Annotated in this window: 21 protein-coding genes; 12 read left to right on the plus strand and 9 right to left on the minus strand. The window is 54.5% G+C overall.

The genetic code is table 11. The features are described from left to right. Window positions 1-317: 317 nt before the first annotated feature. A complete protein-coding gene (locus tag ABD971_RS34515; RefSeq protein WP_345328325.1) occupies window positions 318-2156 on the plus strand; it encodes an ATP-binding protein in 1839 nt (612 codons plus the stop codon). 32 nt (window positions 2157-2188) lie between these two features. Here ABD971_RS34515 and aroB read toward each other — a convergent pair whose 3' ends face one another. After that, the gene (gene aroB, locus ABD971_RS34520; protein ID WP_345328326.1) at window positions 2189-3322 is read right to left on the minus strand and encodes a 3-dehydroquinate synthase; all 1134 of its coding nucleotides are present in this window, start codon (window positions 3320-3322) and stop codon (window positions 2189-2191) included. A gap of 200 nt (window positions 3323-3522) precedes the next feature. Here aroB and ABD971_RS34525 point away from each other — a divergent pair, with 200 nt between their 5' ends. From ABD971_RS34525 to ABD971_RS34535, 3 genes are all read left to right on the plus strand, one after another. Continuing rightward, the gene (locus ABD971_RS34525) at window positions 3523-4095 is read left to right on the plus strand and encodes a hypothetical protein (RefSeq protein ID WP_339941471.1); all 573 of its coding nucleotides are present in this window, start codon (window positions 3523-3525) and stop codon (window positions 4093-4095) included. Window positions 4096-4234: 139 nt separating this feature from the next. Then, window positions 4235-5179, plus strand: coding sequence for a RadC family protein (radC, locus tag ABD971_RS34530; protein ID WP_339941473.1), 945 nt, complete (start codon window positions 4235-4237; stop codon window positions 5177-5179). 183 nt (window positions 5180-5362) lie between these two features. Beyond that, a complete protein-coding gene (locus ABD971_RS34535) occupies window positions 5363-6163 on the plus strand; it encodes a phytanoyl-CoA dioxygenase family protein (RefSeq protein WP_345328327.1) in 801 nt (266 codons plus the stop codon). Window positions 6164-6325: 162 nt separating this feature from the next. Here the strand turns inward: ABD971_RS34535 and typA are convergent, their stop codons facing one another. Next, window positions 6326-8299, minus strand: a complete 1974-nt coding sequence (typA, locus tag ABD971_RS34540) for a translational GTPase TypA (RefSeq protein ID WP_339941477.1) — start codon at window positions 8297-8299, stop codon at window positions 6326-6328. 554 nt (window positions 8300-8853) lie between these two features. Here typA and ABD971_RS34545 point away from each other — a divergent pair. The 7 genes from ABD971_RS34545 to ABD971_RS34575 all read left to right on the plus strand — a co-directional run bounded on the left by ABD971_RS34545 (window position 8854) and on the right by ABD971_RS34575 (window position 17092). After that, window positions 8854-10200, plus strand: a complete 1347-nt coding sequence (locus ABD971_RS34545) for a Na(+)-translocating NADH-quinone reductase subunit A (RefSeq protein ID WP_339941479.1) — start codon at window positions 8854-8856, stop codon at window positions 10198-10200. A 150-nt stretch (window positions 10201-10350) separates the two neighbouring features. Further along, complete coding sequence (locus tag ABD971_RS34550) at window positions 10351-11658, plus strand: NADH:ubiquinone reductase (Na(+)-transporting) subunit B (RefSeq protein ID WP_339941481.1); 1308 nt, start codon at window positions 10351-10353, stop codon at window positions 11656-11658. Then, window positions 11645-12994: a Na(+)-translocating NADH-quinone reductase subunit C gene (locus ABD971_RS34555; RefSeq protein WP_345328328.1), complete on the plus strand. Its 1350-nt coding sequence runs from the start codon at window positions 11645-11647 to the stop codon at window positions 12992-12994. Before ABD971_RS34550 ends, ABD971_RS34555 begins: the two co-directional genes overlap by 14 nt. A 1-nt stretch (window position 12995) precedes the next feature. Continuing rightward, window positions 12996-13622 (plus strand): NADH:ubiquinone reductase (Na(+)-transporting) subunit D, encoded by a 627-nt coding sequence (locus tag ABD971_RS34560; RefSeq protein WP_339941485.1) that lies wholly within the window; start codon window positions 12996-12998, stop codon window positions 13620-13622. A gap of 4 nt (window positions 13623-13626) precedes the next feature. Continuing rightward, complete coding sequence (nqrE, locus tag ABD971_RS34565) at window positions 13627-14262, plus strand: NADH:ubiquinone reductase (Na(+)-transporting) subunit E (RefSeq protein WP_339941487.1); 636 nt, start codon at window positions 13627-13629, stop codon at window positions 14260-14262. A gap of 79 nt (window positions 14263-14341) precedes the next feature. Then, window positions 14342-15565 (plus strand): NADH:ubiquinone reductase (Na(+)-transporting) subunit F, encoded by a 1224-nt coding sequence (gene nqrF, locus ABD971_RS34570; RefSeq protein ID WP_339941489.1) that lies wholly within the window; start codon window positions 14342-14344, stop codon window positions 15563-15565. Window positions 15566-15661: 96 nt separating this feature from the next. Then, the gene (locus ABD971_RS34575) at window positions 15662-17092 is read left to right on the plus strand and encodes an FAD:protein FMN transferase (protein ID WP_339941491.1); all 1431 of its coding nucleotides are present in this window, start codon (window positions 15662-15664) and stop codon (window positions 17090-17092) included. A 505-nt stretch (window positions 17093-17597) separates the two neighbouring features. Here ABD971_RS34575 and ABD971_RS34580 read toward each other — a convergent pair. Genes ABD971_RS34580 through ABD971_RS34595 form a run of 4 tightly spaced genes read right to left on the minus strand, consistent with a single transcriptional unit; the run spans window position 17598 to window position 22621 of the window. Continuing rightward, window positions 17598-20216: a CHASE domain-containing protein gene (locus tag ABD971_RS34580; protein WP_345328329.1), complete on the minus strand. Its 2619-nt coding sequence runs from the start codon at window positions 20214-20216 to the stop codon at window positions 17598-17600. A gap of 9 nt (window positions 20217-20225) precedes the next feature. Continuing rightward, window positions 20226-20615: a response regulator gene (locus ABD971_RS34585; protein WP_345328330.1), complete on the minus strand. Its 390-nt coding sequence runs from the start codon at window positions 20613-20615 to the stop codon at window positions 20226-20228. Window positions 20616-20643: 28 nt separating this feature from the next. Continuing rightward, window positions 20644-21006, minus strand: a complete 363-nt coding sequence (locus ABD971_RS34590) for a response regulator (RefSeq protein ID WP_345328331.1) — start codon at window positions 21004-21006, stop codon at window positions 20644-20646. Next, complete coding sequence (locus ABD971_RS34595) at window positions 20999-22621, minus strand: hybrid sensor histidine kinase/response regulator (RefSeq protein WP_345328332.1); 1623 nt, start codon at window positions 22619-22621, stop codon at window positions 20999-21001. The genes ABD971_RS34590 and ABD971_RS34595 overlap by 8 nt, the downstream gene beginning before the upstream one ends. Window positions 22622-23140: 519 nt before the next feature. Here ABD971_RS34595 and ABD971_RS34600 point away from each other — a divergent pair. Continuing rightward, complete coding sequence (locus tag ABD971_RS34600) at window positions 23141-23539, plus strand: response regulator (RefSeq protein ID WP_345328333.1); 399 nt, start codon at window positions 23141-23143, stop codon at window positions 23537-23539. A 45-nt stretch (window positions 23540-23584) separates the two neighbouring features. On the opposite strand, the gene thiS is transcribed toward ABD971_RS34600, so the two are convergent. The 3 genes from thiS to ABD971_RS34615 form a co-directional block, all read right to left on the minus strand. Continuing rightward, complete coding sequence (thiS, locus tag ABD971_RS34605) at window positions 23585-23788, minus strand: sulfur carrier protein ThiS (protein ID WP_339941502.1); 204 nt, start codon at window positions 23786-23788, stop codon at window positions 23585-23587. 1 nt (window position 23789) lies between these two features. Continuing rightward, window positions 23790-24785 (minus strand): sugar phosphate isomerase/epimerase family protein, encoded by a 996-nt coding sequence (locus ABD971_RS34610; RefSeq protein ID WP_339941504.1) that lies wholly within the window; start codon window positions 24783-24785, stop codon window positions 23790-23792. Window positions 24786-24943: 158 nt separating this feature from the next. Continuing rightward, a complete protein-coding gene (locus ABD971_RS34615) occupies window positions 24944-25507 on the minus strand; it encodes a hypothetical protein (protein WP_345328334.1) in 564 nt (187 codons plus the stop codon). Window positions 25508-25527 lie beyond the last annotated feature (20 nt).

Below are 25527 nucleotides of genomic sequence, written 5' to 3' on the forward strand. Positions count from 1 at the left end.
CTTCTCGCAAGTGGGGATGCAGTCGGCGGGGAGGGACGAGGAAACGTCCGCTGATTATTGTAATCCACCGACAAACCCGATTGTCACGCCAGCGAAACGCATTTTTTCCGGTTTCGCGAGCCTCGCAGGACTTCTGAGTACTTTTGCAACCCCGGCGACGTTTCTCTGCGGAGGGCTGAGTTACGCGCGGTTTCAAATTGCGCCGCGGTTTCAATTTCAATAGATTCTCCTATCATGGGGAATCGCAGCGGTCACGCCGCTCCCCCCCCTCCGTCATCCAGCCGTTCTAGGATTCTTTTCTCCCCACGTGATTTTTTATGGCTTCTCTGTTCGTGGTCCGAGGGCGTGATCAAGGAAAACACTTTCAATTGCAGGGAAGTGTCGTCCGAATCGGTCGCGATAAAACCAACACCATCCAGTTGTTGGACACCGAAGCATCACGCGTCCATGCCGAGATCCAATTAGACAAAATAGGCGGTTGTCGGCTGCTTGATTTGGACAGCAGCAATGGCACGTTGGTCAACGGCGTGCCCAAGCGGCAACATGATCTCGCCAGCGGTGACCGGATCGAAATCGGCGGGTCGATGATGATCTTTACCGGCACAGGGCAACCCGGCGCCGGTCGATCCGGAGCGATGGAGGCGGCACATGGAGTCGATATCGTTCAGCAAAGTCATCACAACGATGGCAGCCGAATCATTTCTTCGATCTCGCCCTCCTCGGGGACGTTCCGGTCTCGGTTGGACTCGGGATCGATGGAGGGATTGGCGGCACCACGGACGATCACGCCGTCGGTGAGCGATGCGGACCGCTCGCTTGAAGTGATGTATTTGACAGCAATCGCGGTGGGACGGACCGATGATTTGAACCAGGTGCTCAACCGGATTTTGCGTTTGGTCTTCGATTGGATCGAAGCCGACCGTGGCTGTGTAATGCTGCGTGATAACGAATCGGGGCTTTTTCAGCCCGCCGCCCGTTGTGATCGTCAGGAAGCTCCGAGCAACAAGCTGGGAAGTCAGCGGCGAATCGAGATCAGCCGTACCATGCTGGACTATGTATTGGAGAAAAAGGAAGGGGTGCGAACGAGTGACGCTCGTGACGATATCCGTTTTGACTCTGCCGCCTCGATCGTCAGTGCGGGCGTTCGCGAAGCGATCTGTGTTCCGCTGCAAGGCCGCTATGACATCGTCGGCGCTTTGTACGTGGACACTTATACCGACCCAGGGCAAATGATGGCCCGCGATAATGCTTCAAGATTCACCGATGATCATCTAAGGTTGATCACCGCGATCGGCCACCAAGCGGCATTGGCAATCGAAGATACCTTCTACTATTCGGCGCTTGTCCAAGGCGAACGGTTGGCAGCGATGGGGCAAACGATCGCCACGCTTTCGCACCACATCAAGAACATCTTGCAAGGCATTCGGGGGGGCAGCTATTTGATCGAAGCGGGGTTGCAGCGTGATGACACCGATGCCGTGCGACGAGGGTGGCGGATCGTCGATCGTAACCAAGAACGTATATCAAACTTGGTGCTCGATATGTTGACGTTCTCCAAAGAACGCGAACCGCAGTGTGTCGACGCCGACTTGAATGAAACCGTCAGCGACGTCGTGGAATTGATGCAGCCTCGTGCTCAAGAAATGAACGTCCAGCTGGAATCCGAATTATCGCCCGAGATGCCCGATGCGTTCTTTGACTCCGATGCACTGCATCGTGCAATCTTAAATCTGGTGACCAATGCGGTGGACGCTGCATCGGAACATGCCAAGAAACAAGGTGAAGCCGCCGAGGAAGTTGCTGTCGAAGCCGCCGGCGAAAGCGGGGATGACAGTGGCGAGGAAGTCACGTTTGCGGCCAACGTCAAAGTGATCACGTTGTACGATCCCGCCGAGGGCTGGATCGTCGACGTTGTTGACAATGGTCCCGGCGTTCCCGAAGAAGATCGGCAGAAGATTTTTTCGTTGTTCGAGTCTCGCAAAGGGGCACGAGGCACAGGACTAGGTTTGCCTGTGAGTGCAAAAATCATGCTCGAACATGGTGGCGATATTCAAGTTTTAACGCCAGCCAATGGTAAAGGCAGCTGTTTTCGTTTGCGGCTTCCCCCACGTGGGACCGATCTGGGCGACCTCAGCCGCCGCGACACGATGGCATAGCAAGCATGCCTCCCTCGCCCCCGCCAACCGCTCTAGCGGCACGACTCGATCGCCCGGATCACAGCGTCAGGGGCGATGTCACCTACTAGGCCAACGCTGCCGATTCGCTCGGGTAAGATGAATCTCAGCTTTCCATGCGACACTTTCTTGTCGCGCTGCATCACGGGCAACATCGCGTCGACGTCGGCTTCGGCAAACGTGGTGGGTAATCCGCATGCCAAGAGCAGGTCGTTTTGCCGGCTCAGCAAACTCGCGTCACACATTCCCAAATCGACCGCCATGTTCGCGGCCATTTGCATTCCGATCGCAACGGCTTCGCCATGCAATAGTTCGCCATAACCTGCGGTCGCTTCAATCGCATGAGCAAACGTGTGGCCGTAATTCAAAATCGCCCTGCGGCCACTGGTTTCTCGTTCGTCTTCGCCCACCACTCGCGACTTGGATCGACAGCTCTCGGCGATCGCATGCCGGACCGCTTCGTCTTCGCGTGCGACGAGCTTGGTGGCGTTTGCTTCTAGCCAATCAAAAAAGTCGGCATCGTCGATCACGCCGTACTTGATGACTTCGGCCAACCCGCTGATGTACGCTCGATCGGGCAACGTCGACAAGACATCGGTATCAATCAATACAAGCGAAGGCTGCCAGAAGGCGCCGACCATGTTTTTCGATGTCGGAAGATTGATCCCCGTTTTGCCTCCGACACTGCTGTCGACCATCGCTAGCAGCGTGGTGGGGACTTGGATAAATCGGATGCCGCGTGTGAACGATGCGGCCGCGAACCCGGCAAGATCTCCGATCACGCCGCCACCGACAGCAATTAAAACGCTGCTTCGGTCGGTCGAACAATCGAGCATCCACTGCCAAATTTCGCTTAACTGCGAGACCGATTTGCTTGTTTCGCCCGATGGCACCGACAGCGTGCTGACGCGAACCGGCTTTCCACCTTGGGTTTGGCAAGCCGTTAGTGAGTCTGTTAACTGCTTGGCCCACGGATCTTCGACTGCGGCGTCGGCGATCAACAATGCGTGCGACAGGTCCGGCAAGGTTGCCAGGATGGTTTGGCTGAACGAGTCAATTTGCTGGGTGCCGATCTTGATTGGGTAGCTGCGGTCGCCAAGCGGGACTTCGACAGAGAGCGTTGGATTGCGTTGGGAACCCGATGACATGAGAGGACTCGAGGCGTTGCGGAGGAAGGGGGGATTGGAATTCGTCTGGGAAAATCGGTGTCATTTGCCTGTAGCTTACAGTGCGATAAGCTTCCAGTTCAGATGAGCTGCAAGTGCATGCTGGGCTTGATTGCCCCGCCGGAAGCCTATCTCACGCACCGCCACCTCGTAAACCGACACCCCGCACACGAGACAATTTTTTGGAAACGGAAACGACTCACGCCGACAAGTACAACGATCCGCGAGCTCGCATCACTCGACGAGGTGTGCTGATTGGCATCGCGGTCGTCGTTTTAGGGGTAATCGGCGCCTACTTTAGCATCACCGGGCGGCGGACGAAGATCGAAAAGAGCACCGCGTTCTGGGGGCAAGAGACGATTACCGCGCTGCAGCTTGGCGAGCGGTTCGAAATCATTCCAATCGATAGCGAGCGGAAAGAGCCAATCAATTTGACCGCAATGCCGGGGCTGGGACTGCTGCGTCAGGCGTTGCTGGAGGACCGCAACTACGAATGGGACACCCAGGGCAACCGCCCCCTGTCCGAGCGGATCGCCGACTCCGAGACCAAGGAGCGGATACGCTTTCGGCTAACCGATCCCAACGGAAAACGGTTCGAAAAAGTGGAGTTGGATCTGGATTTAGATAGCGGTTGGATCGCCGCTGGCGACGGTTCCAAGAGCGTCCGCATCAATGCACACACGCGGCCGAAGCTGAAAAATTTTCTCTCGACAGTCATGCACGCCGAGCAAAAACGCTACGACTTTCGCGAGTAAGCCGGACGCTCGCGAAAACGACGCCGTTGGCGTTGCAGATTCGTTCGCAGAAAAGTGCCCCGATGTTTTCCACTGCAGCGGGGTAGCGTGCTAGGATAAGGATCAAATCTTTTCTGCGACCGTCCGCGAGGTTGATCCGATGTCCACAGATCGACGCAAACGATTGGCACAAGTGGTCGAGCCACTCACGGCGCTTGAAGAGTTTTCTTCGGAGCAGGCAAAAGCGGTGTGCGAACAGGCCAACCCAGCCTACGTCACCTCGACACTAAAGACCTTGGTTCGCGAAGGCATCCTGCAGCGAATTGTGGTGGATGATCAACACCGGTTTCGTTGGAGTGAACCGGAGCGTTTTCAGCCCGAGAAATGGATCGACCAGCAAATCCACGGGTTGCAAGTCAGGGAAACCCCCGAGCAGGAGCGGCCTCGCGAAAAATTGCTTCGCAATGGAGCGGCGTCGCTCAGCAATGGCGACTTGTTGGCGATTCTGATTCGCGTCGGCGTGCAAAAAGAGTCGGCGATCACAGGCGGCAATTTGCTGGGCAATCGTTTCGCCATGCAACTTGAAAAGCTGCCACGAACCGATCGCGAAGAACTTCGTGAAATCAGCCCGACGATCAACCGTGTCAGTTATGCGCAAATTATGGCGGGCATCGAATTAGGACGTCGTGTGGCCGCCGCGCAAGCAAGCCATCGCCAAGACGAGACCAGAATCACGAGCACCGAGTCGGCGATTCAGTACTGTGCGAATGAATTTGCCAGATTGGCGACCGACGCGGTGCAAGAAGAGTTCCATATCGTCACACTTGATACGAAACACAAACCGATTCGCACCCATCAAATTACGATCGGCACGCTCGATGCCAGCTTGGTGCACCCTCGCGAAGTGTTTCGGCCTGCCATTCGCGACGCCGCGTCGGCTGTTTTGCTAGTGCATAATCATCCCAGTGGCGATCCGACACCAAGTCGCGAAGACATTCAGGTGACCGAGCGGTTGACCGACGCTGGTAAATTGCTCGGGATTGTCGTGTTGGATCATATCATTGTCGCCAGTCAGCGATGTCTGAGCATCCGCGAAGAAAGCTAGCCGCGGTCGGATTCTTTGCCGCGTTGGCGTCGTTCGCGTTGAATTACGTTCACCACTGCACAAGTTGTTTTTTGTGAAAACTTGGCGTGAACACTTTCATTCCTTGTCGTGAACTTGTTTAATTCATCGTTAGTAGGGGCACGGTCTCATTCCAAGATGCTCTTAGCGAAAGGGAGTTGCTCAGTGGACGGACAATTTAACGCCATTGCAGATCACGTTGACCGCGTTGGAACCGAGGCTCTGGCCGGTCGGTTCAAACTCTCTCTCGGCCAACAGTGGGAATATGAAAACCACGGCTTTGTGGTTTTAGATCAGGTGATCGATGTCGCCGCGATTGCGGAGATGCGAGATGCGATCACAAAGATGGTCACCCAATACTCGCTGCCTGGCGAATCGCCGATGGATGCCTGTATTCGTTTGAACCACGAAAACGATCGGGCGCTCTACAACATTTACTGCGTCAGTCATCAATCTGCGGCGATGAATCGCTTGCGAGAGCAGTGCCGAGAGATCGTCGAGCAGGTCGTGCCCAAAGATTCCGGCGTTCTGATCGACGTCGATTCGCACATCATTTTCTGTATCCCCGATTCCACTCGGCTGACGTGGGGGTGGCACCAAGAGAGTACGTATGACGTGTTCGACGGCAATGGCGTCAATTTTTGTTTGCCGATCTTTGAACGCGCCACTCGCGAAAACGGCTCGATGAGCGTGCTGCGAGGAAGCCACGTGATGGGCAAGTTGCCGTTTGACAAAGTCAAGGAACACGAGAATGGGGCGACCACGTTGGTGCCGCAAGGAATCCAAGAGTACGAAGAGGCGTTTGATGAGGTTGTCTTCGAAGCGGACCCCGGATCGTTGGTGATGTTTAATCGCCACCTGATCCATCGCTCGAACCAGAATCAAACACCGCGACCGCGAATCACCGCAGTGATTCGGTTTATGCAGATCGAATCGCTACCTGAGTCGTTCGAAAAGCCGTACTAATGCGGCATGGTGGTTGGGCTATAAGGATAGCCGAACGGACGCGAGAGGGTTGAAGCCGGTTTGGCGAATACCGTCCGGCAAATACAGCGAAAGTCTTGATGACTTTCGCTACGGTGACCCATCCCGTTCTTTTTGCTTTTGCAAAGCACTCCAAAAATTCGCTTAGCCGTTGCGGCCTTGGCGGCGACGCGCCGATTCGGTCAGCAAGATTTTACGCAAGCGAATGTTTTCGGGCGTCACTTCGACCAACTCGTCTTCTTCGATGTATTCCAAAGCGGCTTCGAGTGATAGCGTTCGCGATGGTTTCAGGATCACGTTGTCGTCGCTGCCGGAGGCACGGACGTTGGTCAGTTTCTTTTCGCGACAAGGGTTTACGATCATGTCGTTTTCGCGAGCGTTTTCGCCAACGATCATTCCTTCGTAAACTTCTACGCCCGCAGGCACGATCAATTCGCTACGGTCTTGCAGCAAGAACATCGCGTGAGGCATCGTTTTGCCACTGGTCATCGAAACCAAGACGCCGTTGGCTCGCTTAGGCAGTTCGCCTTCGACCGCGCGGTAGCTTTCAAAGCGGTGGTGAATGATCGCCGTTCCACGAGTCGCATTGAGTAGTCGCGTTCGCAATCCGATCAAACCACGTGATGGGATCAAAAAGCGAAGCAGGCTGTATTCGCCACGTTGCGAGAGTTCTTCGAGTGTGCCGCGGCGGTTTCCAACCAATTCCATCACGGGGCCCATGGCATCGGTTGGGACTTCCACGCGAAGCGTTTCAAATGGTTCGTGCTTCTTGCCGTTGATCTCTTTGAAAATGACGCGTGGCTTGCCGACGCTCAGTTCGAAGCCTTCACGCCGCATCGTTTCGATCAAGATCGCCAAGTGCAACACGCCACGTCCTTTGACGGCGTAGGCTTCGGTGCCTTCGACCATTTCGACGCGAAGCGCGACGTTGCGTTCGAGTTCTTTTTCAAGCCGAGCTTTCAACTGACGTGTCGTCACGTACTTGCCTTCGCGGCCCACCATCGGCGACGAGTTGACGCTGAATACCATTTCCAGCGTCGGTTCATCGACGGTCAAGCGTGGCAGTGCGTTGTTTGCATCGACGTCCGAAATGGTGTCGCCGATCTCGATGGATCCGAGTCCTTCGATGGCGACAATGTCACCCGCTTCGACCGATTCAGCCGGAACGCGGCCCAGTTTGTCAAAGATGAACAGGCCGCCAACCTTCTGCTTGCTCACGCCGCCTTTTTGGTGCAGGTCAATCGTTTGTCCCGCTTCGATTTTTCCAGCGCTGATTCGGCCTACCGCAATTCGCCCTACATACTCGCTCCAATCGAGCGTCGTGACCATCATTTGTAGCGGGGCTTCGTTTTCGACCTCAGGGCCAGGCAGCGAGTCAACGAGTAGATCCAGCAGCGGACGCATGTCCTTGGTCGCCGTCTTGGGGTCGTGAGTGGCGTAGCCCTCTTTCGAGCTGGCGTAGACATACGACGCCGCGTCGAGTTGTTCCTCGCCACCGAGTTCGGCTAGCAGTTCAAGTGCCTCGTCGAGTGCTTCGTGAGGTCGTCCGTCGGGGCGGTCGACCTTGTTGACCACAACGATCGGGCGAACCCCGGCCTGCAGTGCCTTTTCGAGCACAAAGCGGGTTTGTGGCATCGGGCCTTCGGCCGCATCGACAAGCACGAGTGCTCCATCGGCCATCTTCACAACACGTTCGACTTCGCCACCAAAGTCCGCGTGACCTGGGGTGTCGATCAAATTGATCTTCACGCCGCGGTAGTGAATCGCAATGTTCTTGGAAAGGATCGTGATCCCGCGCTCACGCTCGAGGTCGTTCGAATCGAGGATTCGCTCGCCCTTCAGCTCGGTGTCGCGATATTGACCGCTTTGCCGCAACAGACAGTCAACAAGAGTCGTTTTTCCATGGTCAACGTGAGCGATGATCACTACGTTGCGAATGTCGTTTCGGCGCAAGGGATTCGTCTTCGTACTGTCGGATAGGGAGGCGGGCGATACGGCGTTGTCGAGTGACGCAGATGTCATGTTTGAATCAATTTTGTAAAGTGAGGAGAGTCCGTGCGAAGCGCTCGCGACCGTCGGATAAATAAATACGCCCGCCTGAGAAAAAACGACGGTCATGGACGTTCGGTGACGCCAATGAGAGGTTCCGTGCGTTGCGCAATCGAGCTCTTGCCCTCTATCAAACCCGATAATAGGGTGCCGCGTCGAGGCGTAAGTTTTTTGGCACCTAGGATCGCCCCCTTGGGGCCGTTTACGGGAAGAGCAGTCCACGTTGTGCCTGTGCGTCACAGTTCTCGCAGCATCTCGAAAGTATGCCGTTGCCAGTTTTAGCTCGCTGTGCCATATTTAACGCCGCAAAAGTTCTGCCAACCCAATTGGCAGGTCTGCCTGCTCGAATTGACGCTGTAGCACGACGCTCCGCACCGATCACGCCCGCTGACGAATCTAGGTTCCTGACGCGGGCATTGTCTCGAATCTACTTTGTGAAAAGTTTCACAAGCTGTGCGATCGCTCGTTGGTTCACCGCGTTTCCAGAGCAAGTTGACAGGATCTGAGTCACAAACTGCGGTTGCCCCTCTCGAGGGGTTCGCTGGTTTGTCCAGTGATCGTCACGCCAGGTGGCCCTGTCGCACGCGGCTGGTTCGTCATTCGTCTTCGGCACTTTCACAACAATGACAACGATCAAACAAGGTTTGGATCTGCCCATCACGGGCGCTCCGGAGCAACGCATCGCCGTTGCCAAGCACGTTCGCCACGTTGCGCTCATCGGTGACGACTACGTGGGGATGAAACCCACAATGTTGGTTGGCGAAGGTGACACGGTTCGCCAGGGTCAGCCCGTTTTTGAAGACAAAAAGACACCTGGCGTGTTGTTTGTCGCCCCGGCATCGGGAAAAGTGGTTGAGATCAACCGCGGCGCCAAGCGGAAATTCGAATCGCTGGTGATCGAAGTCGACGGCGACGACCGCGTTGAATACGAAGGGGTTCGCGGTGCCGATCCTGTGGCGCTCGGCCGCGATGGTGTTGAAAAACATCTGATCGCGAGCGGGTTGTGGACAGCGTTTCGCACACGTCCCTTCGGTAAAGTGCCTGTCCCCGGGACCTCGCCCAGTTCGATCTTCGTCCAAGCGATCGACACCAACCCGTTGGCGGCCGATCCTGTTGTGGCGATGGCAAATCGCAAAGAACAGTTCTCGCTCGGCTTGGTTGCAATTAAGCAGCTGACCGAAGGCAAGGTGTTCGTTTGTAAGAGCGAAGGGGCACAGATCCCTGGCGCCTCGACCAACGGCGTGCAAATTGAGAGCTTTGCTGGCCCGCATCCGGCCGGTTTGGTGGGGACTCACATCCATTTCCTCGATCCCGTCGGTCCAACAAAGACGGTTTGGTACATCAACTACCAAGACGTTTGTGCGATCGGATCGCTGTTGCAAACCGGAACTCTGGACACCCATCGCGTGATTTCGCTTGGCGGTCCTCTGGTGAACCAGCCTCGCTTGCTGGAAACCCGTTTGGGGGTCGATATTGCCGAGTTGCTTGAAGGCGAGACCCAGTCCGGTGTTGAGCAGCGCGTCGTTTCCGGTTCGGTGCTCAACGGCCGAATCGCAGCGGGGCGATTCCGTTTCTTGGGACGTTACCACAATCAAGTTTCGGTGTTGGCCGAAGGCCATCAGCGTGAATTCCTGGGCTGGCAAGGTCCTGGGTTTGACAAGTTCTCGGTCTCGCGAGTTTATGCGTCGGCAGGAATGCCGGGTAAGAAGTTCGCCATGACCACCACCACCCACGGCAGCGAACGAGCGATGGTGCCATTGGGCACTTACGAGCAAGTCATGCCGCTGGACATTTTGCCAACCCAGCTTCTGCGTTCGCTGATCTATCGCGATACCGACGAAGCACAGCAATTGGGTGCTCTGGAGCTCGAAGAGGAAGATCTGGCTCTGTGCACTTTTGTTTGCCCTGGCAAGTACGAATACAGCTCGCTACTGCGTGAAAGCTTGGCGACGATCGAGCGAGAAGGTTAGACCGTCTGTTGACACGTTTTGTGTTTCGTCGCTGCTAGCCCCCTTTGTTTAAGGCTGCTAGACCGCGAGTCACACAAACACCGTCGCCGTGCCGCTAACCGTATTAACCCCCGTTCATTGAAATTTCATCCCAACCGTGGGAACACACTTATGAAAGCACTCCGAGACGCGCTTGACAAAGTCCACCCCTTGTTTGCCAAGGGTGGAGCATTGGAGATTGCGTATCCCGTTTACGAAGCGTTAGACACGTTTCTGTACACGCCCGGCGAAGTCGCCAAGGGCCAAACCCATGTTCGTGATGCCATCGACCTGAAACGGATGATGATCACGGTCGTGATGGCTTTGGTGCCGGTGACCTTGTTCGGAATGTGGAACGTTGGATACCAAGCAAACAGTGCCATTCAAGCCATGGCAACGGCCGGAATCGACCACGCAGGGGATTGGCATTACGCGATCCACAGCGCAATCGGTTTCGAGAACGATCCCACCAATCATGCGGACAATTTTGTCCTGGGGGCGATTTTCTTTCTGCCGATTTACATCGTTTGTATGTTTGTCGGTGGTCACATCGAGATGGTGTTCAGTGTGCTTCGCGGTCACGAGATCAACGAAGGATTCCTGGTCACCGGATTGCTGTTCCCACTGACGCTTCCTCCGACAATCCCGCTGTGGCAAGTCGCTCTAGGCATTGCCTTTGGGGTGATTGTGGCCAAGGAGGTGTTTGGTGGAACCGGCCGAAACTTCTTGAACATTGCTTTGACCAGTCGCGCGTTTTTGTACTTTGCTTATGCGGGGGAAATCAGCGGCGACAAGGTTTGGACTGCAGTTGATGGATTCAGTGGTGCGACCGCCTTGGGGCAGATGGCAAACGCCAATGCAGCACCCAACGCCGAAGGGGCCGCCGAAGCCGGAGTCGCACTGTCGAGTCCCGCAATCGCATCGCTTAGCCATATTCAATACAGCTGGAACGAAGAAGGGGCGATCACTTGGATGAGCGCCTTCCTCGGCACGATCCAGGGCTGTATCGGTGAAACGAGCACCTTGTTGTGCATCGTCGGTGCCGCGATCCTGATCGCAGCGGGGATTGGGTCTTGGCGAATCATGTTGGCCGTCGTGCTTGGCGTGATCGCAACCTCGTCGCTACTCAATGGCGTCGCAACAGAAACCAACGCAATGATGGCGGTGCCGTTTTACTGGCACCTCGTCGTCGGCGGCTTAGCGTTCGGATTGGTCTTTATGGCCACCGACCCCGTCAGTGCCTCGATGACCGAAAAAGGCAAATGGATCTATGGCGGATTGATTGGTTTTATGACCGTCCTGATCCGCGTGATTAACCCCGCGTTCCCCGAAGGGATCATGCTGGCAATTTTGTTCGGCAACGTGTTTGCACCGTTGATCGATTACTTTGTGGTTCAAGCTAACGTCCGACGGAGGCTCGCACGCTATGCAACAACGTGATTCAGTTTTCTACACCGTCGGCGTTGCCGCGGTATTATGCGTCGTCTGTTCGTTGGCCGTCAGCTTTGCTGCGGTTCAATTGCGACCGCTGCAGGAAGAGAACAAGAAGCTGGACCGCCAGCGGAATATTCTCGACGCGGCAGGGTTGTCGATGGGCGAGTTTGGTCGACCTGCAAGCGAGTTGACTCGCGATCAGATCACCGATTTGTACAGTCGTGTGAGTGAAAAACTGGTGAATTTAGACACCGGCAAATACAACACCGACTTGGATATCGAAGAGTACGATCCTCGCGAAGCCATCGATAAAGACGACGAGAGCATCAGGATCGAAAATCCGAAATATGACCTTGGTGAACAACGCCGCGAGAAAGTCGCACGTGTTTACTTCGTTCGCAAACCGGGTGAAGACAAGATTCGACAAGTCGTGTTGCCTGTCTACGGCAAGGGACTGTGGTCGACTCTGTATGGCTACTTGGCACTCAAGAGCGATCTGCAAACGATCCAAGGTTTGACGTTCTACGAGCACGGGGAAACTCCCGGACTTGGTGGCGAAGTCGACAACCCGAGCTGGAAAGCTCAGTGGCCTGGCCAAAAATTGTTTGACGAAAACGGCGAACCGATGGCCGAGGTCTACAAGGGCCCCGCACCGGATGGCAATCCGTACGCGGTCGATGGACTCTCCGGAGCCACGATCACAAGCCGTGGTGTCACGAACCTGATCCGTTACTGGGCCAGCGACGAAGGCTACGGTCACTTTCTGGAACAGTTGGAAAAGGAAATCGCCGCTCAAGAAGGTGAGACCGAGACGCCGGTCGTGAACAAGCCGGAAGCGAAGAAGCCTGTCACGGTGAAGCCAGAGCCCAAAAAGCCAGAGCCCAAAAAGCCGGAACCCAAAAAGCCAGAGCCCAAGCAGGCAGATGCGAAACCTGCTGTGAAGAAGCCCGAGCCGAAGAAGCCTGAGCCGAAGAAGCCTGAGCCGAAAAAAGAAGAAGCGAAGAAGGAAGTCGTCGAAGTCGAAGCACCTAAGGCGGAAGAGCCGAAGGCAGAAAAGGCTGAGATGAAGGCCGAACCAAAGCAGGAAGAAGCGAAGCCAAAGGCTGACGAAAAACCCAAAGCCGAAGACAAGCCCAAAGCCGAGGAAAAGCCTGCGGTAGAGGAAAAAGCGAAGGCAGAGGAAGCTCCGAAGGCCGAGGAAGCCCCGAAGGCAGACGAAGCCCCGAAGGCAGACGAAGCTCCGAAGTCGGAGGATAAACCTGCTGCCGAAGAGAAGCCTGAGGTCAGCGAAGAATCGAGCCCAGAACCAAGCGACGGCGAACCCAAACAGGGAGACGAATAAAATGGCAGCTGGAAGAGTAAACAAGGTCCTGTTTGGACCCGTGCTCGACAATAACCCGATCGCACTGCAAATCCTCGGGATTTGTAGCGCTCTAGCGGTTACGACCAAGATGGAAACATCGGTCGTGATGGCGATCGCCGTGATTGCGGTCACCGCGTTTAGTAACGCCGCCGTCAGCGCGATTCGTCACTACATCCCCGGCAGCATCCGGATCATCGTGCAGATGACCGTGATCGCGTCGTTGGTGATTGTGGTCGACCAATTGCTAAAGGCTTACATGTTTGACATCAGCAAGCAATTGTCGGTCTTTGTTGGTCTGATCATCACCAACTGTATCGTGATGGGACGCGCCGAAGGCTTTGCAATGAAGAACAGTCCCGGCATCAGTTTTATCGACGGGGTTGGTAACGGACTCGGTTACGGTCTGGTCCTGCTGTTTGTCGCTTTTTTCCGCGAGCTGTTTGGTAGTGGTTCCATCTTCGGTTACGAGATCATGCAATTGACTCGCAACGGCGGCTGGTACAACCCGAACAACTTGATGCTCTTACCCCCCAGTGCGTTTTTCTTGATCGGTTTCCTGATCTGGATCATTCGTGCGTGGAAGCCTGAACAAATCGAAGAGGCTTAATTCAATGGAACATTACCTTAGCATTCTGCTCAAATCGATTTTTGTCGAGAACCTCGCGCTCGCATTCTTCTTGGGGATGTGTACGTTTTTGGCGATCAGCAAAAATGTCAAAACCGCTCTCGGCCTCGGCGTCGCGGTGATTGTGATCCAGGCGATCACGGTGCCTGCGAACCAATTGATTTACTCGTGGTTTTTGAAGAAGGGCGCCCTGACGTGGGCAAACAACTTCATCAGCACATCGACGGTTGATTTCGCGACCGTGGATTTGTCGTTCCTCGGTTTCATCAGTTACATCGGGGTGATCGCGGCGATGGTCCAGATCCTCGAAATGACGCTCGACAAGTTTTTTCCACCGCTTTACAACGCGCTGGGGATCTTCTTGCCGCTGATCACCGTGAACTGTGCGATTCTCGGAGCTTCGTTGTTCATGGAACAACGCAAGTACGATTTTGTTGAATCGTGTTTCTTCGGAGTCGGTTGTGGTGTTGGCTGGGCCCTCGCGATCGCGGCTTTGGCCGGGATTCGAGAAAAGATGAAATACAGTGACGTGCCTCCTCCGCTACGTGGTTTGGGAATCACGTTCATCACGGTGGGATTGATGGCACTTGCGTTTATGTCGTTCAGCGGTATTCAGCTGTAGCGAGCTTGGTGCGATGGCCCGCTGTTTGGCCATCGCGTTTTTCAAATCAAATCATCGAACTTCTGACGAGTTTGTAGTTATGGAAACCGTCCTACTTGGCGTCGCGATGTTTACCGTCGTGGTCATCGCACTTGTTTTGGTCATTCTTGCCGCGAAAAGCGTTCTGGTCGCTTCGGGGCCGGTCAAGATCACGATTAACCACCAAAAAGAAATCGAGGTTCCTGCGGGCGGTAAACTGCTCGGAGCTCTCGCCGACGCTGGCGTGTTCGTTTCCAGTGCCTGTGGTGGCGGCGGAACCTGTGCCCAGTGCAAAGTGAAAGTCGAATCGGGTGGCGGAGAAATTTTGGCTACCGAAAAAGGACACATCAACAAGAAAGAAGCTTCCGAAGGCGAACGTCTTTCTTGCCAAGTCGCTGTGAAACAGGACATGGTCGTTGAGGTTCCCGCCGAAGCATTCGAAACGAAAAAATGGGAATGCACCGTTCGTAGCAACAACAATGTTGCCACGTTCATCAAAGAATTGGTGCTCGAATTGCCTGTCGGTGAAGAGGTCGACTTCAAAGCGGGGGGCTATATCCAAATCGAATGCCCGCCTCACGTTGTCAACTACAAAGATTTTGATATCGACGAACGGTTCCACGAGGACTGGGACAAATTCAACGTTTGGCGTTATGTCTCGAAAGTCGAAGAGCCCGTCGTACGCGCCTATTCGATGGCCAACTATCCTGGCGAAAAAGGCATTATCATGCTGAACGTGCGTGTCGCTTCGCCGCCACCACGTGCTCCTGAAAACACGCCGCCCGGTAAGATGAGTAGTTACATCTTTAACCTGAAACCAGGTGATAAGGCGACAATCAGCGGTCCCTACGGTGAATTCTTTATCAAGGACACCGAAGCAGAAATGGTTTACATCGGGGGTGGTGCTGGAATGGCACCACTGCGAAGCCATATCTTTGAACTGTTCAAACGAGGCAAGACCAACCGCAAAGTATCGTACTGGTACGGCGGTCGCTCGAGTCGCGAATTGTTCTATGTCGACCACTTCCGTAAAATCGAAGAAGAGTTTCCTAACTTCAAGTTCAATATCGCGCTGTCGGAACCACTTCCGTCGGACAACTGGACCGGTTATCAAGGCTTCATCCACCAAGTGCTGCTGGAAAACTACCTTAAAGACCATCCGGCACCCGAAGACATCGAGTATTACATCTGTGGCCCACCGATGATGAACCAAGCGGTCTTCAAAATGTTGGATGACCTTGGTGTCGAACCCGAAAACATTGCTTACGATGACTTCGGCGGCTAGTTCGATCATTTAGGTAATCGTTTTGGTGAGCCGTGGACGCTTGCCGCGGGTTTGCTCCGATCCGCTGCGTCACAACAACTTAAAATGGTTAAAATAATGCTTACAACGACAACGCAGCGAATGATTCCGTTCGCTGCGTTTTCTTTTGCTGTCGCGCTGTGGCTGGGGGCGGTGTCGCCGGCTTCTTCGCAAGACACGCCACCCCAAGACGCTGCCGCCGAAGATGCTGCCGCCGAAGATGCGGCTTCGAAAACCGCCAGTGACGCGGTCATGCGTGAGCTTCATGGCGAGACCATGGGGACGACCTACATGGTCAAGATCTACAACCCACCCAAGTTTGAGTCAGACGTTGCGATCGAGGTCGATGCCGAGCTTCGCAAGGTAAACGATCAAATGTCGACTTACCTGAAGTCGTCCGAGATCAGTCGATTTAATGACTCGGACTCTACCGATTGGTTTGACGTCAGCGAGGAAACAGCCGAGGTGGTTGGTGCCGCACTGGAAATCTCCGAAGCCACCGCAGGTGCCTTTGATGTCACGATCGGGCCTTTGGTCAACGTATGGAGTTTTGGTCCTGATCCCAAAACCAACGAAATCCCCAGCGACGCAGTGATCACCAGCTTGCGTGAATCGGTAGGCTACAAAAAATTGGCGGTTCGAAATGACCCGCCAGCGCTGAAAAAGTCGGTCCCCTCGCTGAAGGTTGATCTCTCTTCGATTGCCAAAGGCCATGGCGTCGACCGAGTCGTCGAGCGGTTGGCGGATCTTGGTGCCAAGAACGTGTTTGTCGAAATCGGCGGCGAAGTTCGTGTTTCAGGTTCCAAAGATGGACAGCCTTGGAAAGTCGGGATTCAAAATCCGCAAGCTGCCGATGGCGGCGCGATGTCGCTGGCCGCGGCACATCCAATCCTCGATCAAGCGATGGCCACCTCGGGTGACTATCGCATCTATTTCGAGGTGGACGGGAAGCGTTATTCACACACGATCGATCCTCGCACCGGTCGACCGATCGATCATGATTTGGCCTCGGTCTCGGTGATTTCCGACACGTGCATGAAGGCCGATGGTTGGGCGACCGCCATCAACGTGCTGGGCGCCGACGAAGGGATCAAGGTGGCAGCTGAGCAAGACTTGGATGTCTTAGTCATCCGTCGCCGCGGAGACGAATTTGTGCGTGTCGGTACAGGTTCACTCTCACCGTATGCAGCCGAGCCCGACGCGACCACGGTCGCCAATCCCGTTCCCACGACCGATGCCTCCTCGAACGAACAGCCATCGCTGTACACTCGCATGCTTCCCACGTTGATCATTACTTTAATCGGATTCGGAATCATCCTTAGCGCGATGGCAATCGGTGTGATCTTCGGACGCAAATCGATCAGCGGTTCGTGCGGCGGTTTGGCGGGTAAGAAGAACGACGACGGCAGCGTCAGTTGTTCGTTGTGCAGCAACCCGTCGGACGCCTGCCAAGAGCTTCGCGAGCAGATGAAAGAGGGCCAAGCCAAAAAAGACGCCGCGCAATCTTAAGTTCCAATCGCAGTTTCAAAGCGTCAAAACTGAGCCGCCGTCGCTAGCCTGGACTGCTAAAACTTTGGGCGTGTCGTGATGTTTTGGTTACGCTGGTTTTTTGCCACCTCTCCCCCGACCTTCGGTGACTGCTGATTTAGTAGCATTGATTGCAGGCCGGAGGCCGATACACCCTCTGCCGGTAGCGTAAGCTACCGGTCAGGAGTGGCGGAAAAATATAGCCCGGAGGGCGACACATCTGCTGCCAGTGTGTCGGCCTCCGGCCTTACGGCGACAAGTCGCCTCTAAACCGTTGGCTCACGCCAACGGCAGTCTATCTGTCGGCCTCCGGCCTGTGCGTTTGCTACTAAATCAGCAGTCACCTTCGTCGGTGGAGAGGTCACTGCAGTTTAGGCAGGACGAAAAACACCCCCTAATATCCGACGTCAATACAAAAGTTTTAGCGCCGTCGGCTCATCGATACGGGTAAAGCGACAACGCAGCTCCGTCGAATTAAGTAACTGCCTTAGCTGACGCAACACGCGTCTTCTTGTGCCTGGATCACGTCACTCGAGTCATCATCGGAGCCGTGCGGAATTTCGAAGCGGAAGATCGATCCACCGCTTGCCGATGATTCAATCCAGATCTGGCCATCGACGCGATCGACAATCCGTTTGCAGATTGCCAGCCCGATCCCGGTTCCCTTGTACTTGCTGCGATTGTGCAATCGTTTGAAAACGCCAAAGACTTGTTCGCGGTAGCTTGGTTCAATTCCGATCCCATTGTCTTCGATCGAATAGATGCACCGTGATCCGCGGACCTCGCCGCTGATATGAACGCACGGTTCTTTGTCGCCGCGGTACTTGATGGCGTTGCCGATTAGGTTCTGGAATAGCTGAGCGAGTTGCCCAGGATCTGCTTCGGCGATTGGCAACGGGGCGTAGGTAATTTGAGCGTTGGATTCGCGAATGGCTTCGGATAGGTTGTCGATGGCGTACTGCAATGTTTCATTAGCGTCGACTCGAGACAATCGTCGCGCTTCGGATTCCACTCGCGAATAGGCCAGCAGGTCTAGGATCAGTGTTCGCATACGGCGGCCACCGTCGATGATGTAGGACATGTACAGTTTGGCGTCGTCACTGAGCTCGTTGCCACAATCCTCTTCGAGCAACTCGCAGAACGAATTGACTTTTCGCAGCGGTTCCTGCAGATCATGCGAGGCGACGTAAGCAAATTGGGCGAGTTCTTCGTTGCTGCGGGCTAAGCTGGCATTGGCCATTTCGATCCGTTCTTGAGCAAGTTTTCGTTCAGAGATGTCGGCTGCGATACCGAGATACCCCGTGATCTTTCCTTCTTGGTCGCGGAGTGCGGTTACCGTCAACAGCACAGGAAACTTGCTGCCGTCTTTGCGGATGTACGTCCATTCACGTTGTTCGGATTCAGATTGACGCGCCTTGATGACAAAGACTTCGAATCCCGCGGGCACTTCGCATCCGAATTCTTCGCTCAATTCGTTGGCGCGTGCCTTCACTTCGTCGCTGTCATGGAACACGCCGGGGTTTGCTTGGTCGATCATTTCGTCCTTGCTGTAGCCCAACATTTTCTGCGCAGCGTCATTAAAAACAACAATCGTTCCTTGCGGATCGGTGGCAATGATGGCGACTCCCGCCGCGTTTTGGATTGCGGATTGCAATCGGCGTGTGGATTCCAATTCGCAGGCGGCATGTTTTCGCTCAGTGATATCCGAATTCGCACCGAGCATACGAACGGGACGTCCCGCTTCGTCAAAAAATACCACCGCCTTGGCGCTGATATGACGAACGATTCCGTTTGGCCGAATGACACGGAACTCGCAATCAAACGTGCTCTCGCCGCTCAATGCAGCTTGAAATGCCGCTTCGCATGAGTCTCGATCATCGGGATGAAGGCTGTGTAGCCACGCTTGGTAGGTTGCCGAGAATGTGTTGCGGTCGCGGCCATATAGCCGGTACATCGCATCATCACACTGGACATCGCCGGTGTTTGGATCAAAATCCCAGACTCCGATCTGATTAACATCCGCTGCCAAACGAAGGTTTTCCAGATCGAGTGTCATCTCGTCCGCCAAGCGAAGGGCCTTTCGCGAGGCACTCGAGATCAACAGGAACAATCCGATCAGCAAGACATCGATGATCAATCCTGCGAAAAGGATGGTCAATGGTTGCGTGGTATCGACATTTGCCCGAAACGACTTGGTGCTCCAGACGTCAAATGTCCAAGTTCGCCCATACGCAGCGACATCGATTGTTTTTTTGAATAGCGGATTGGGATCAAAATCGGCATCGCTGGCGACATGTTCGTCGAACAGCACGTCGCCGGCATCTTCGATTCGAATTCCAACATGACGATTTTGTTTCGCCAGCGTTCCTTCCATTAATTTGCTGAACACAAACGGGGCGTAGACCAATCCCGCAAATTGATCGATGACGGGTTTGTCCTTTTGATGCACGCGACCGTTATAAAACGGGGCGAAGAATAGAAATCCAGGGGTTTGCATCGAGTCTTGGACCAACACAATTGGGCCGGTGACTTGGGCTCGTCCTGTGTCGCGAGCTTTCTTTGCCGCCGTAATTCGATTCGACTCGTGTGCCATGTCCAATCCCAATGCTTGAATGTTCTCTTGCAATGGAACAATGCATGTGATCGGCCAATATTCATCACGTTGCTGCATCGGATGGACGCTGAAATCAGGACGGACGGATCGTTCACGCTGAATGAACAGCGGAAGTTCTTGATCGCTCAGGGCTTGGATTACTCCGATGCCGTTGATCCCAGGGTACTTTTGTTCGATTTGAATCGAATCGGCATAGCGTTTCCATTTGGCCGAGTCGATATCGCCATCGATGGTGCCAATAAACGCCACGCCAGACCACAGTGCGTCTTCGTATTTTCGCATCCGTTCGCGAACCAGTTCAACCGTTTGGTCGGCGTCACGATCAAATTGCAATTGGATCCTGGCGTCAAGCTGATCGCGTGAATAGTTCCATGCTAACAACGTTAACCCGAACGAGAAAACCACGATCACCCAGTGGAACCAACGCATCGTACCGGCCGCCACTAACGTGCTGCGGACACCATCGGATCGATTCTCGGAGGTTGTATTCATGACTTGGCGTTAGACGCGGCCCAGTGCGGGGGTGTCACAATAGGAGCGAATCAATTCGCCCAGTTCCGCAAACACATGAGGCGATTTGTGCAAGTAACCGGCGTTCATTTCACGGCAACGACGCAGCGTTTCAGTGTCATCGCGGCCGGTCACAAAAACTTTCTCGATTTTGCCGACCGACTCGTCTTGATTTAGAAACTCCAGTGCGGTCAGTCCGTTGCCGGTTGGTGTTTCTACATCGGCAATGATCAAGTCGAAGTGCTCGGTTCGTAACTTTGCCATCACCGACAACCAGTTGTGGGTGACGGTGACATCGTGATTCGATGCGCAAAGCGTCAGCTGTAAGGTTTCGGCAAAGTCGATGTCGTCTTCGACTACCAGGATTTGTAACGGTCGCATGAGAAGCGTGCCTAAACAGTAAAAGGGACTAAAGCGAGGAATCAACCACCGCGAACAATGCGTCGTTCGAATACGGTTTGCAAAGGAAATATTTGGCACCGATATCGAGCGCCGTCGTTTTGTCGCCCAGGCTTGCCGAGGCGATGATCACGGGGATCTCGCTCGTCGTGGGATCGGCTTTTAGTTCCGCCAACGCGGTCAAGCCATCCATGTTGGGCATGCGAATGTCCATCAAAATTACATCGGGTTGATCGGCTCGGATCTGCTGCAGTCCGTCGCAACCGTCAATCGCCGTGCTGACCGTGTAATCGCGAGTTTCTAAGCGAAGCCGTGTTCCGTAACGAATCGCCTCGTCGTCTTCGACGATCAAGACACGTGTTTTTTTAGACATGATTCACCTCGTAGTGATCGGGGGTTAATGCGAACGAAGGAAAGGGAGCATCACCGATGCATCGAATGGGATGCATCAATGCTGCGATCCCCGCATGGATCGAAAGTGTTCCCTGTTGCTGCACATCGAGTGCGGGCAAAGGACCTTGGGGGCGGTTGCGATTCAGTGACGTGGTTTCTTTGGCAATGCGTGAAAGAAACGATGCGGCACTTTCGGGATTCGCATGCTGGACCACCAGCCAATCCACAGGCCCCGTTTTGATCAATAAGTCGTGGGAATGCAGCAAGTAGTTCAGCAGTAGGTGAATCTCATCAGCACGCTGATTTGCCTCGGGTTCAATCTCGGCTTTGATTCGTATGAAACAAACCGTCGCGTTTTCGTCGATTTGTTGCAGCCGGGCAAAATAGCGTTGTGCGACCGCTTGCGGTTCGTCAAAGGGCACCGTGAACGAAAACGTGCTTCCCTCGCCTATCGTGCTGGCCAAGGACATTTGGCCGAGATTCAGATCAACGAGTTCTTTGGCGATATTCAGCCCCAAGCCAAATCCCTTTGTCGAACTCAATAATTGCGTGTTTGCTTGACGGAAACGTGAGAAAATCTGTTCTTGTTGTTCTGACGCGATCCCCGGTCCCGAATCTTGAACGGAAAACGTCACCTCGCGGTCCCGCCGTGAACTTGTGATTCGGACGAGAATCGAGTCACCCGAGCTTGAGAACTTAATGGCGTTGACAATCAGATTGATCAGCGTCCGCGAGACTTTTTCGGCATCGCAAAAGATCGGTGTTTGAGTTTCATCCGCTTGGAACTCGATCGTGATTCCACGCAGTGATGCACGTTGCTGCAGTCCGGATAGAATCCGCGTCACAATTTGGGCTGAGTCGCATGTTTCGCGGTTCGCAGCGAGAAGTCCCGATTCGTGGCGACTGATATCCAACATGTCGTCGACAATGTTGTTCAAATCGTCGACACGATCTTCGATCACTCGCAACATTCGGCACTGTTCTTCGCTAACCTCGCCCACCGCACCATCGGCAATCAGACTGGCGTATTGCTTGACCACACACAGCGGCGTACGGAACTCATGCGAAACATTGTTGACGAATTTTTGTGACGAGTCGTGCAGCCGTTCGAGGCGTTCGTTTTTGGTTTTCAGCTGAGCGGATTGAGTCTCCAGGACGACGGTTTGCTCTTGGATCGCGTCAACTAATCGCTTGATCTCTTCGCGTTGCTTGATTCGCTCGATGCTTTGCCGAATACAGCGGTGAACCGTCGTGGGAGTGATCTCGCTCTTGCATAAAAAGCTTTCCGCCCCCTGGGATACCGCGTCAATGTAAAGCTGTTCCTGGTCCTGACCCGAAAGCACAATGATCGCAGTGTTGTCAAACAATTCGCTCAGTTGTTGTACGGAACCAAGACCGCACGAATCCGGTAAATTGAGGTCCGTCAGGATGACTCGAAAATCAATCTTTTGGGCGAGACGGATCCCTTCGGCAAGCGATTCGGCGCGATGAAATTCGTAGTTGCCCTGCGACTTGCGAAGCGTGATCTGCAAATGAGTGGCGTCCCCATCATCGTCTTCGATCATCAAGATCCGTATCGCAGTCCCATCGGTCATGGCTAGCCCTCTCGCTTTCGGTTGAATCAACGTGCTAACGGATTTGCCCCGTGCAGCCTCTAGCCAATTGATGCTGAACCCTATACCGCCATTTAGACTTTCCACTCAAAAAACGAGAAAAACGTGTCCTTCTGATACACGAAAAATGCGTTGTAAGAAGCCCACTGTAAAGAGGTTACGTCAATACTTCGCAGGCATTGTTGTGGGGAAATGAACGGGTCATCCGGATTGCCCCGGGGGGGCGTGCCACAAAGTCTGTGCGGAATAAGGGGGCAGCGGTGTATTGAAGGGGGCGCTGCGGCAACAAACGGGCTGTTCCGGGTGTCCGATACGCCAAGCGAATCAAGGATCCTAATCCTTAAGTTCGAGATCCCCTTAAGATCGAGATCATTAATTAGTCAAACTGACAACTCCGTCGAACGTGCGACGTCAATCGTAAGCTAGAGAGTAATGGGGCGCCGCGGTAACGCAGCAGCGACACGATTCGCATTCTCGTCAGAAGCAAAGGCAAACAACAGCGTGGAAACCATCTTAGTGATCGAGGACGACGAAGCGGATCAATTGCTTCATGAAGTCGTGATCAAACGAACGCGACCTGACATCAAAATTGTCAAAGCGTTTGATGGTCGCGAAGCGCTCGATATGTTGGCCCGTCTCGACCCGATGCCACAACTGATCTTGTTGGACATCAATATGCCGATCATGAATGGGTATGAATTCCTAGAGCACTATTCTCAACGCGATGACCACACCATCCCTGTCGTTGCCGTGCTGACGACCTCGGATCAAGAGTTCGATAAGCAGCAGATGGCCAAGTTCCCGGTGGTCAAAGATTATCTGGTCAAACCGCTTCGCGCTGCAAACATACAGACGTTGCAAGATTCGGTCACCCAAAAAAGAACCGCGATGTCGCTGTAATTCAGCGAGCACCGCGGTTTTAGATTGGTTGATTGAAATCGCTCTTTAGCCGCCACCGACCAGGGTGACGACTTCGACATCATCGCCGTCGTTCACCATCGTGGACGCATAGTCTTCGCGAGGCACGACATCCGCGTTGACTTCGACCGCCAAATAGTTCGGCGGTACATCGACGGTCGCGAGCAACTGCTGGACACTCATCGACGATTCGATTTCGACGCTTTCGCCGTTGACTTTGATTTGAATCATATTAACCGTCAAAAGCGGCGTCAAAGGCAACGTTGCTCGGGCTGAAGTCGAGCTTCTTGGTGAATGCACAAGCTTCCTTGGCACCAAAGGTTCGCTCCATTCCCGAATCTTCCCATTCGATTGAAAGCGGTCCGTCGTAATTGATCTCGTTCAATGCACGAATGATCTCTTCAAAGTTCACGCCACCACGGCCTGGGCTGCGGAAATCCCACCCGCGTCGTGAATCACCAAAGTTCAGGTGACTGCAATTGATACCGCTGCGGCCATCAAGCGTCACAATCGCGTCTTTAATATGGACGTGGTAGATGCGGTCGGGGAACGCGCGGATGAACTGCACCGGATCAATCCCTTGCCAAATCAGGTGGCTGGGGTCGAAATTGAATCCGAATTCTTTGCGATGGTCGAGTGCTTCGAGGGCACGGGCGGCGGTGTGGATGTCGAAAGCGATTTCGGTGGGATGCACTTCCAAGGCAAAGTTCACTCCGCACTCGCCGAACACGTCCAAGATCGGATTGAAACGCTCGGCGAGCAAAGCAAACCCGTCATCGATCATGCTCGGAGGAACAGGGGGGAACGAATACAGCAAGTGCCAAATGCTGCTGCCGGTGAAACCGTTAACGACTTCGACGCCAAATTTTTGTGCCGCGCGTGCGGTGTTCTTCAGCTCTTCCGCGGCCCGCTCGTTGACGCCCGCTGGATCGCCATCGCCCCATACGTAATCGGGCAGAATCGATTTGTGACGCGCGTCGATGGTGTCCAACACCGCTTGGCCGGCCAAGTGGGCGCTGATCGCGTGGCATTGCAGCCCCGCGTCGTCGAGTAACTTGCGATGCTTGTCGCAATAGTCGTCTTCGGCGATCGCACGGTCGACTTCAAAGTGGTCACCCCAGCACGCTAATTCGATCCCGTCATAACCAAATTCGGCGGTCATGCGGGCCATTTCTGCAATCGGCAAGTCGGCCCACTGGCCGGTGAAAAGCGTAACGGGTCGAGCCATCGCGAAAAATCTCCGTAAATAGGTTGGGGAGCTGGGTTTGGGATTCGTTTTACAACGAAGGACTGGATTATAGAGAAATCCGTCAGCCCATTGTGCGCTTGGGGGGCGGATGACCGCAACCATCCCAAGAATCACCCCGCGATCGTCACGCTCTGGAACTAACCTTCAAAGGCAAGCCGGCGGGCTTGGGCCTTTAAGTCCGCATGCAGCCGCTGCGCGGCGCGGGTTTGTTCGGCCAAGTCGGTCGAAGCAGCTTGTTGTTCGAGTCGGAATTGCCGCTCGCGGTGCTCTTGTAGTGCCGCACGTGAGTTCAGTTGTGCTTCGCGAGCATCGAGGTCCGATTCCCAAGCCTGCAGCCGTTCGATTAAATCGGCCGCCTGCAGTCCCAGCCACTGCTCTCGGGGCGAAGTTTCCGCGTTGGTTTGGAGCTTCGCAGTGGGGTGTTTTACTGACACGGCAGCAGTGTCGTTGGCATCGGCAGCCACATCGTGTGCCGCGTCAACGCGATAGCTCGCGAAAAAGTCACCTCGTGACATTCCCTCTCGCAATTGGCCCTCTCGCAATTGGCCCACTCGCAATTGGCCCTCTCGTGATCGCCCCACTCGCTGCGATGCCGAATCCTTCCCGGCGAACGGCTCGCCGCCGGCAATCCGAACGCGACCGAGTCGAATACGATCGACTCGATTCAGCTTCTCGATTCGTTTCCAGCGGTACGAGGGCATGGGATTTGGGGGCTTCGTCG

It is taken from the genome of Novipirellula rosea (genome assembly GCF_039541335.1).
GTDB classification, from domain to species: domain Bacteria; phylum Planctomycetota; class Planctomycetia; order Pirellulales; family Pirellulaceae; genus Novipirellula; species Novipirellula rosea.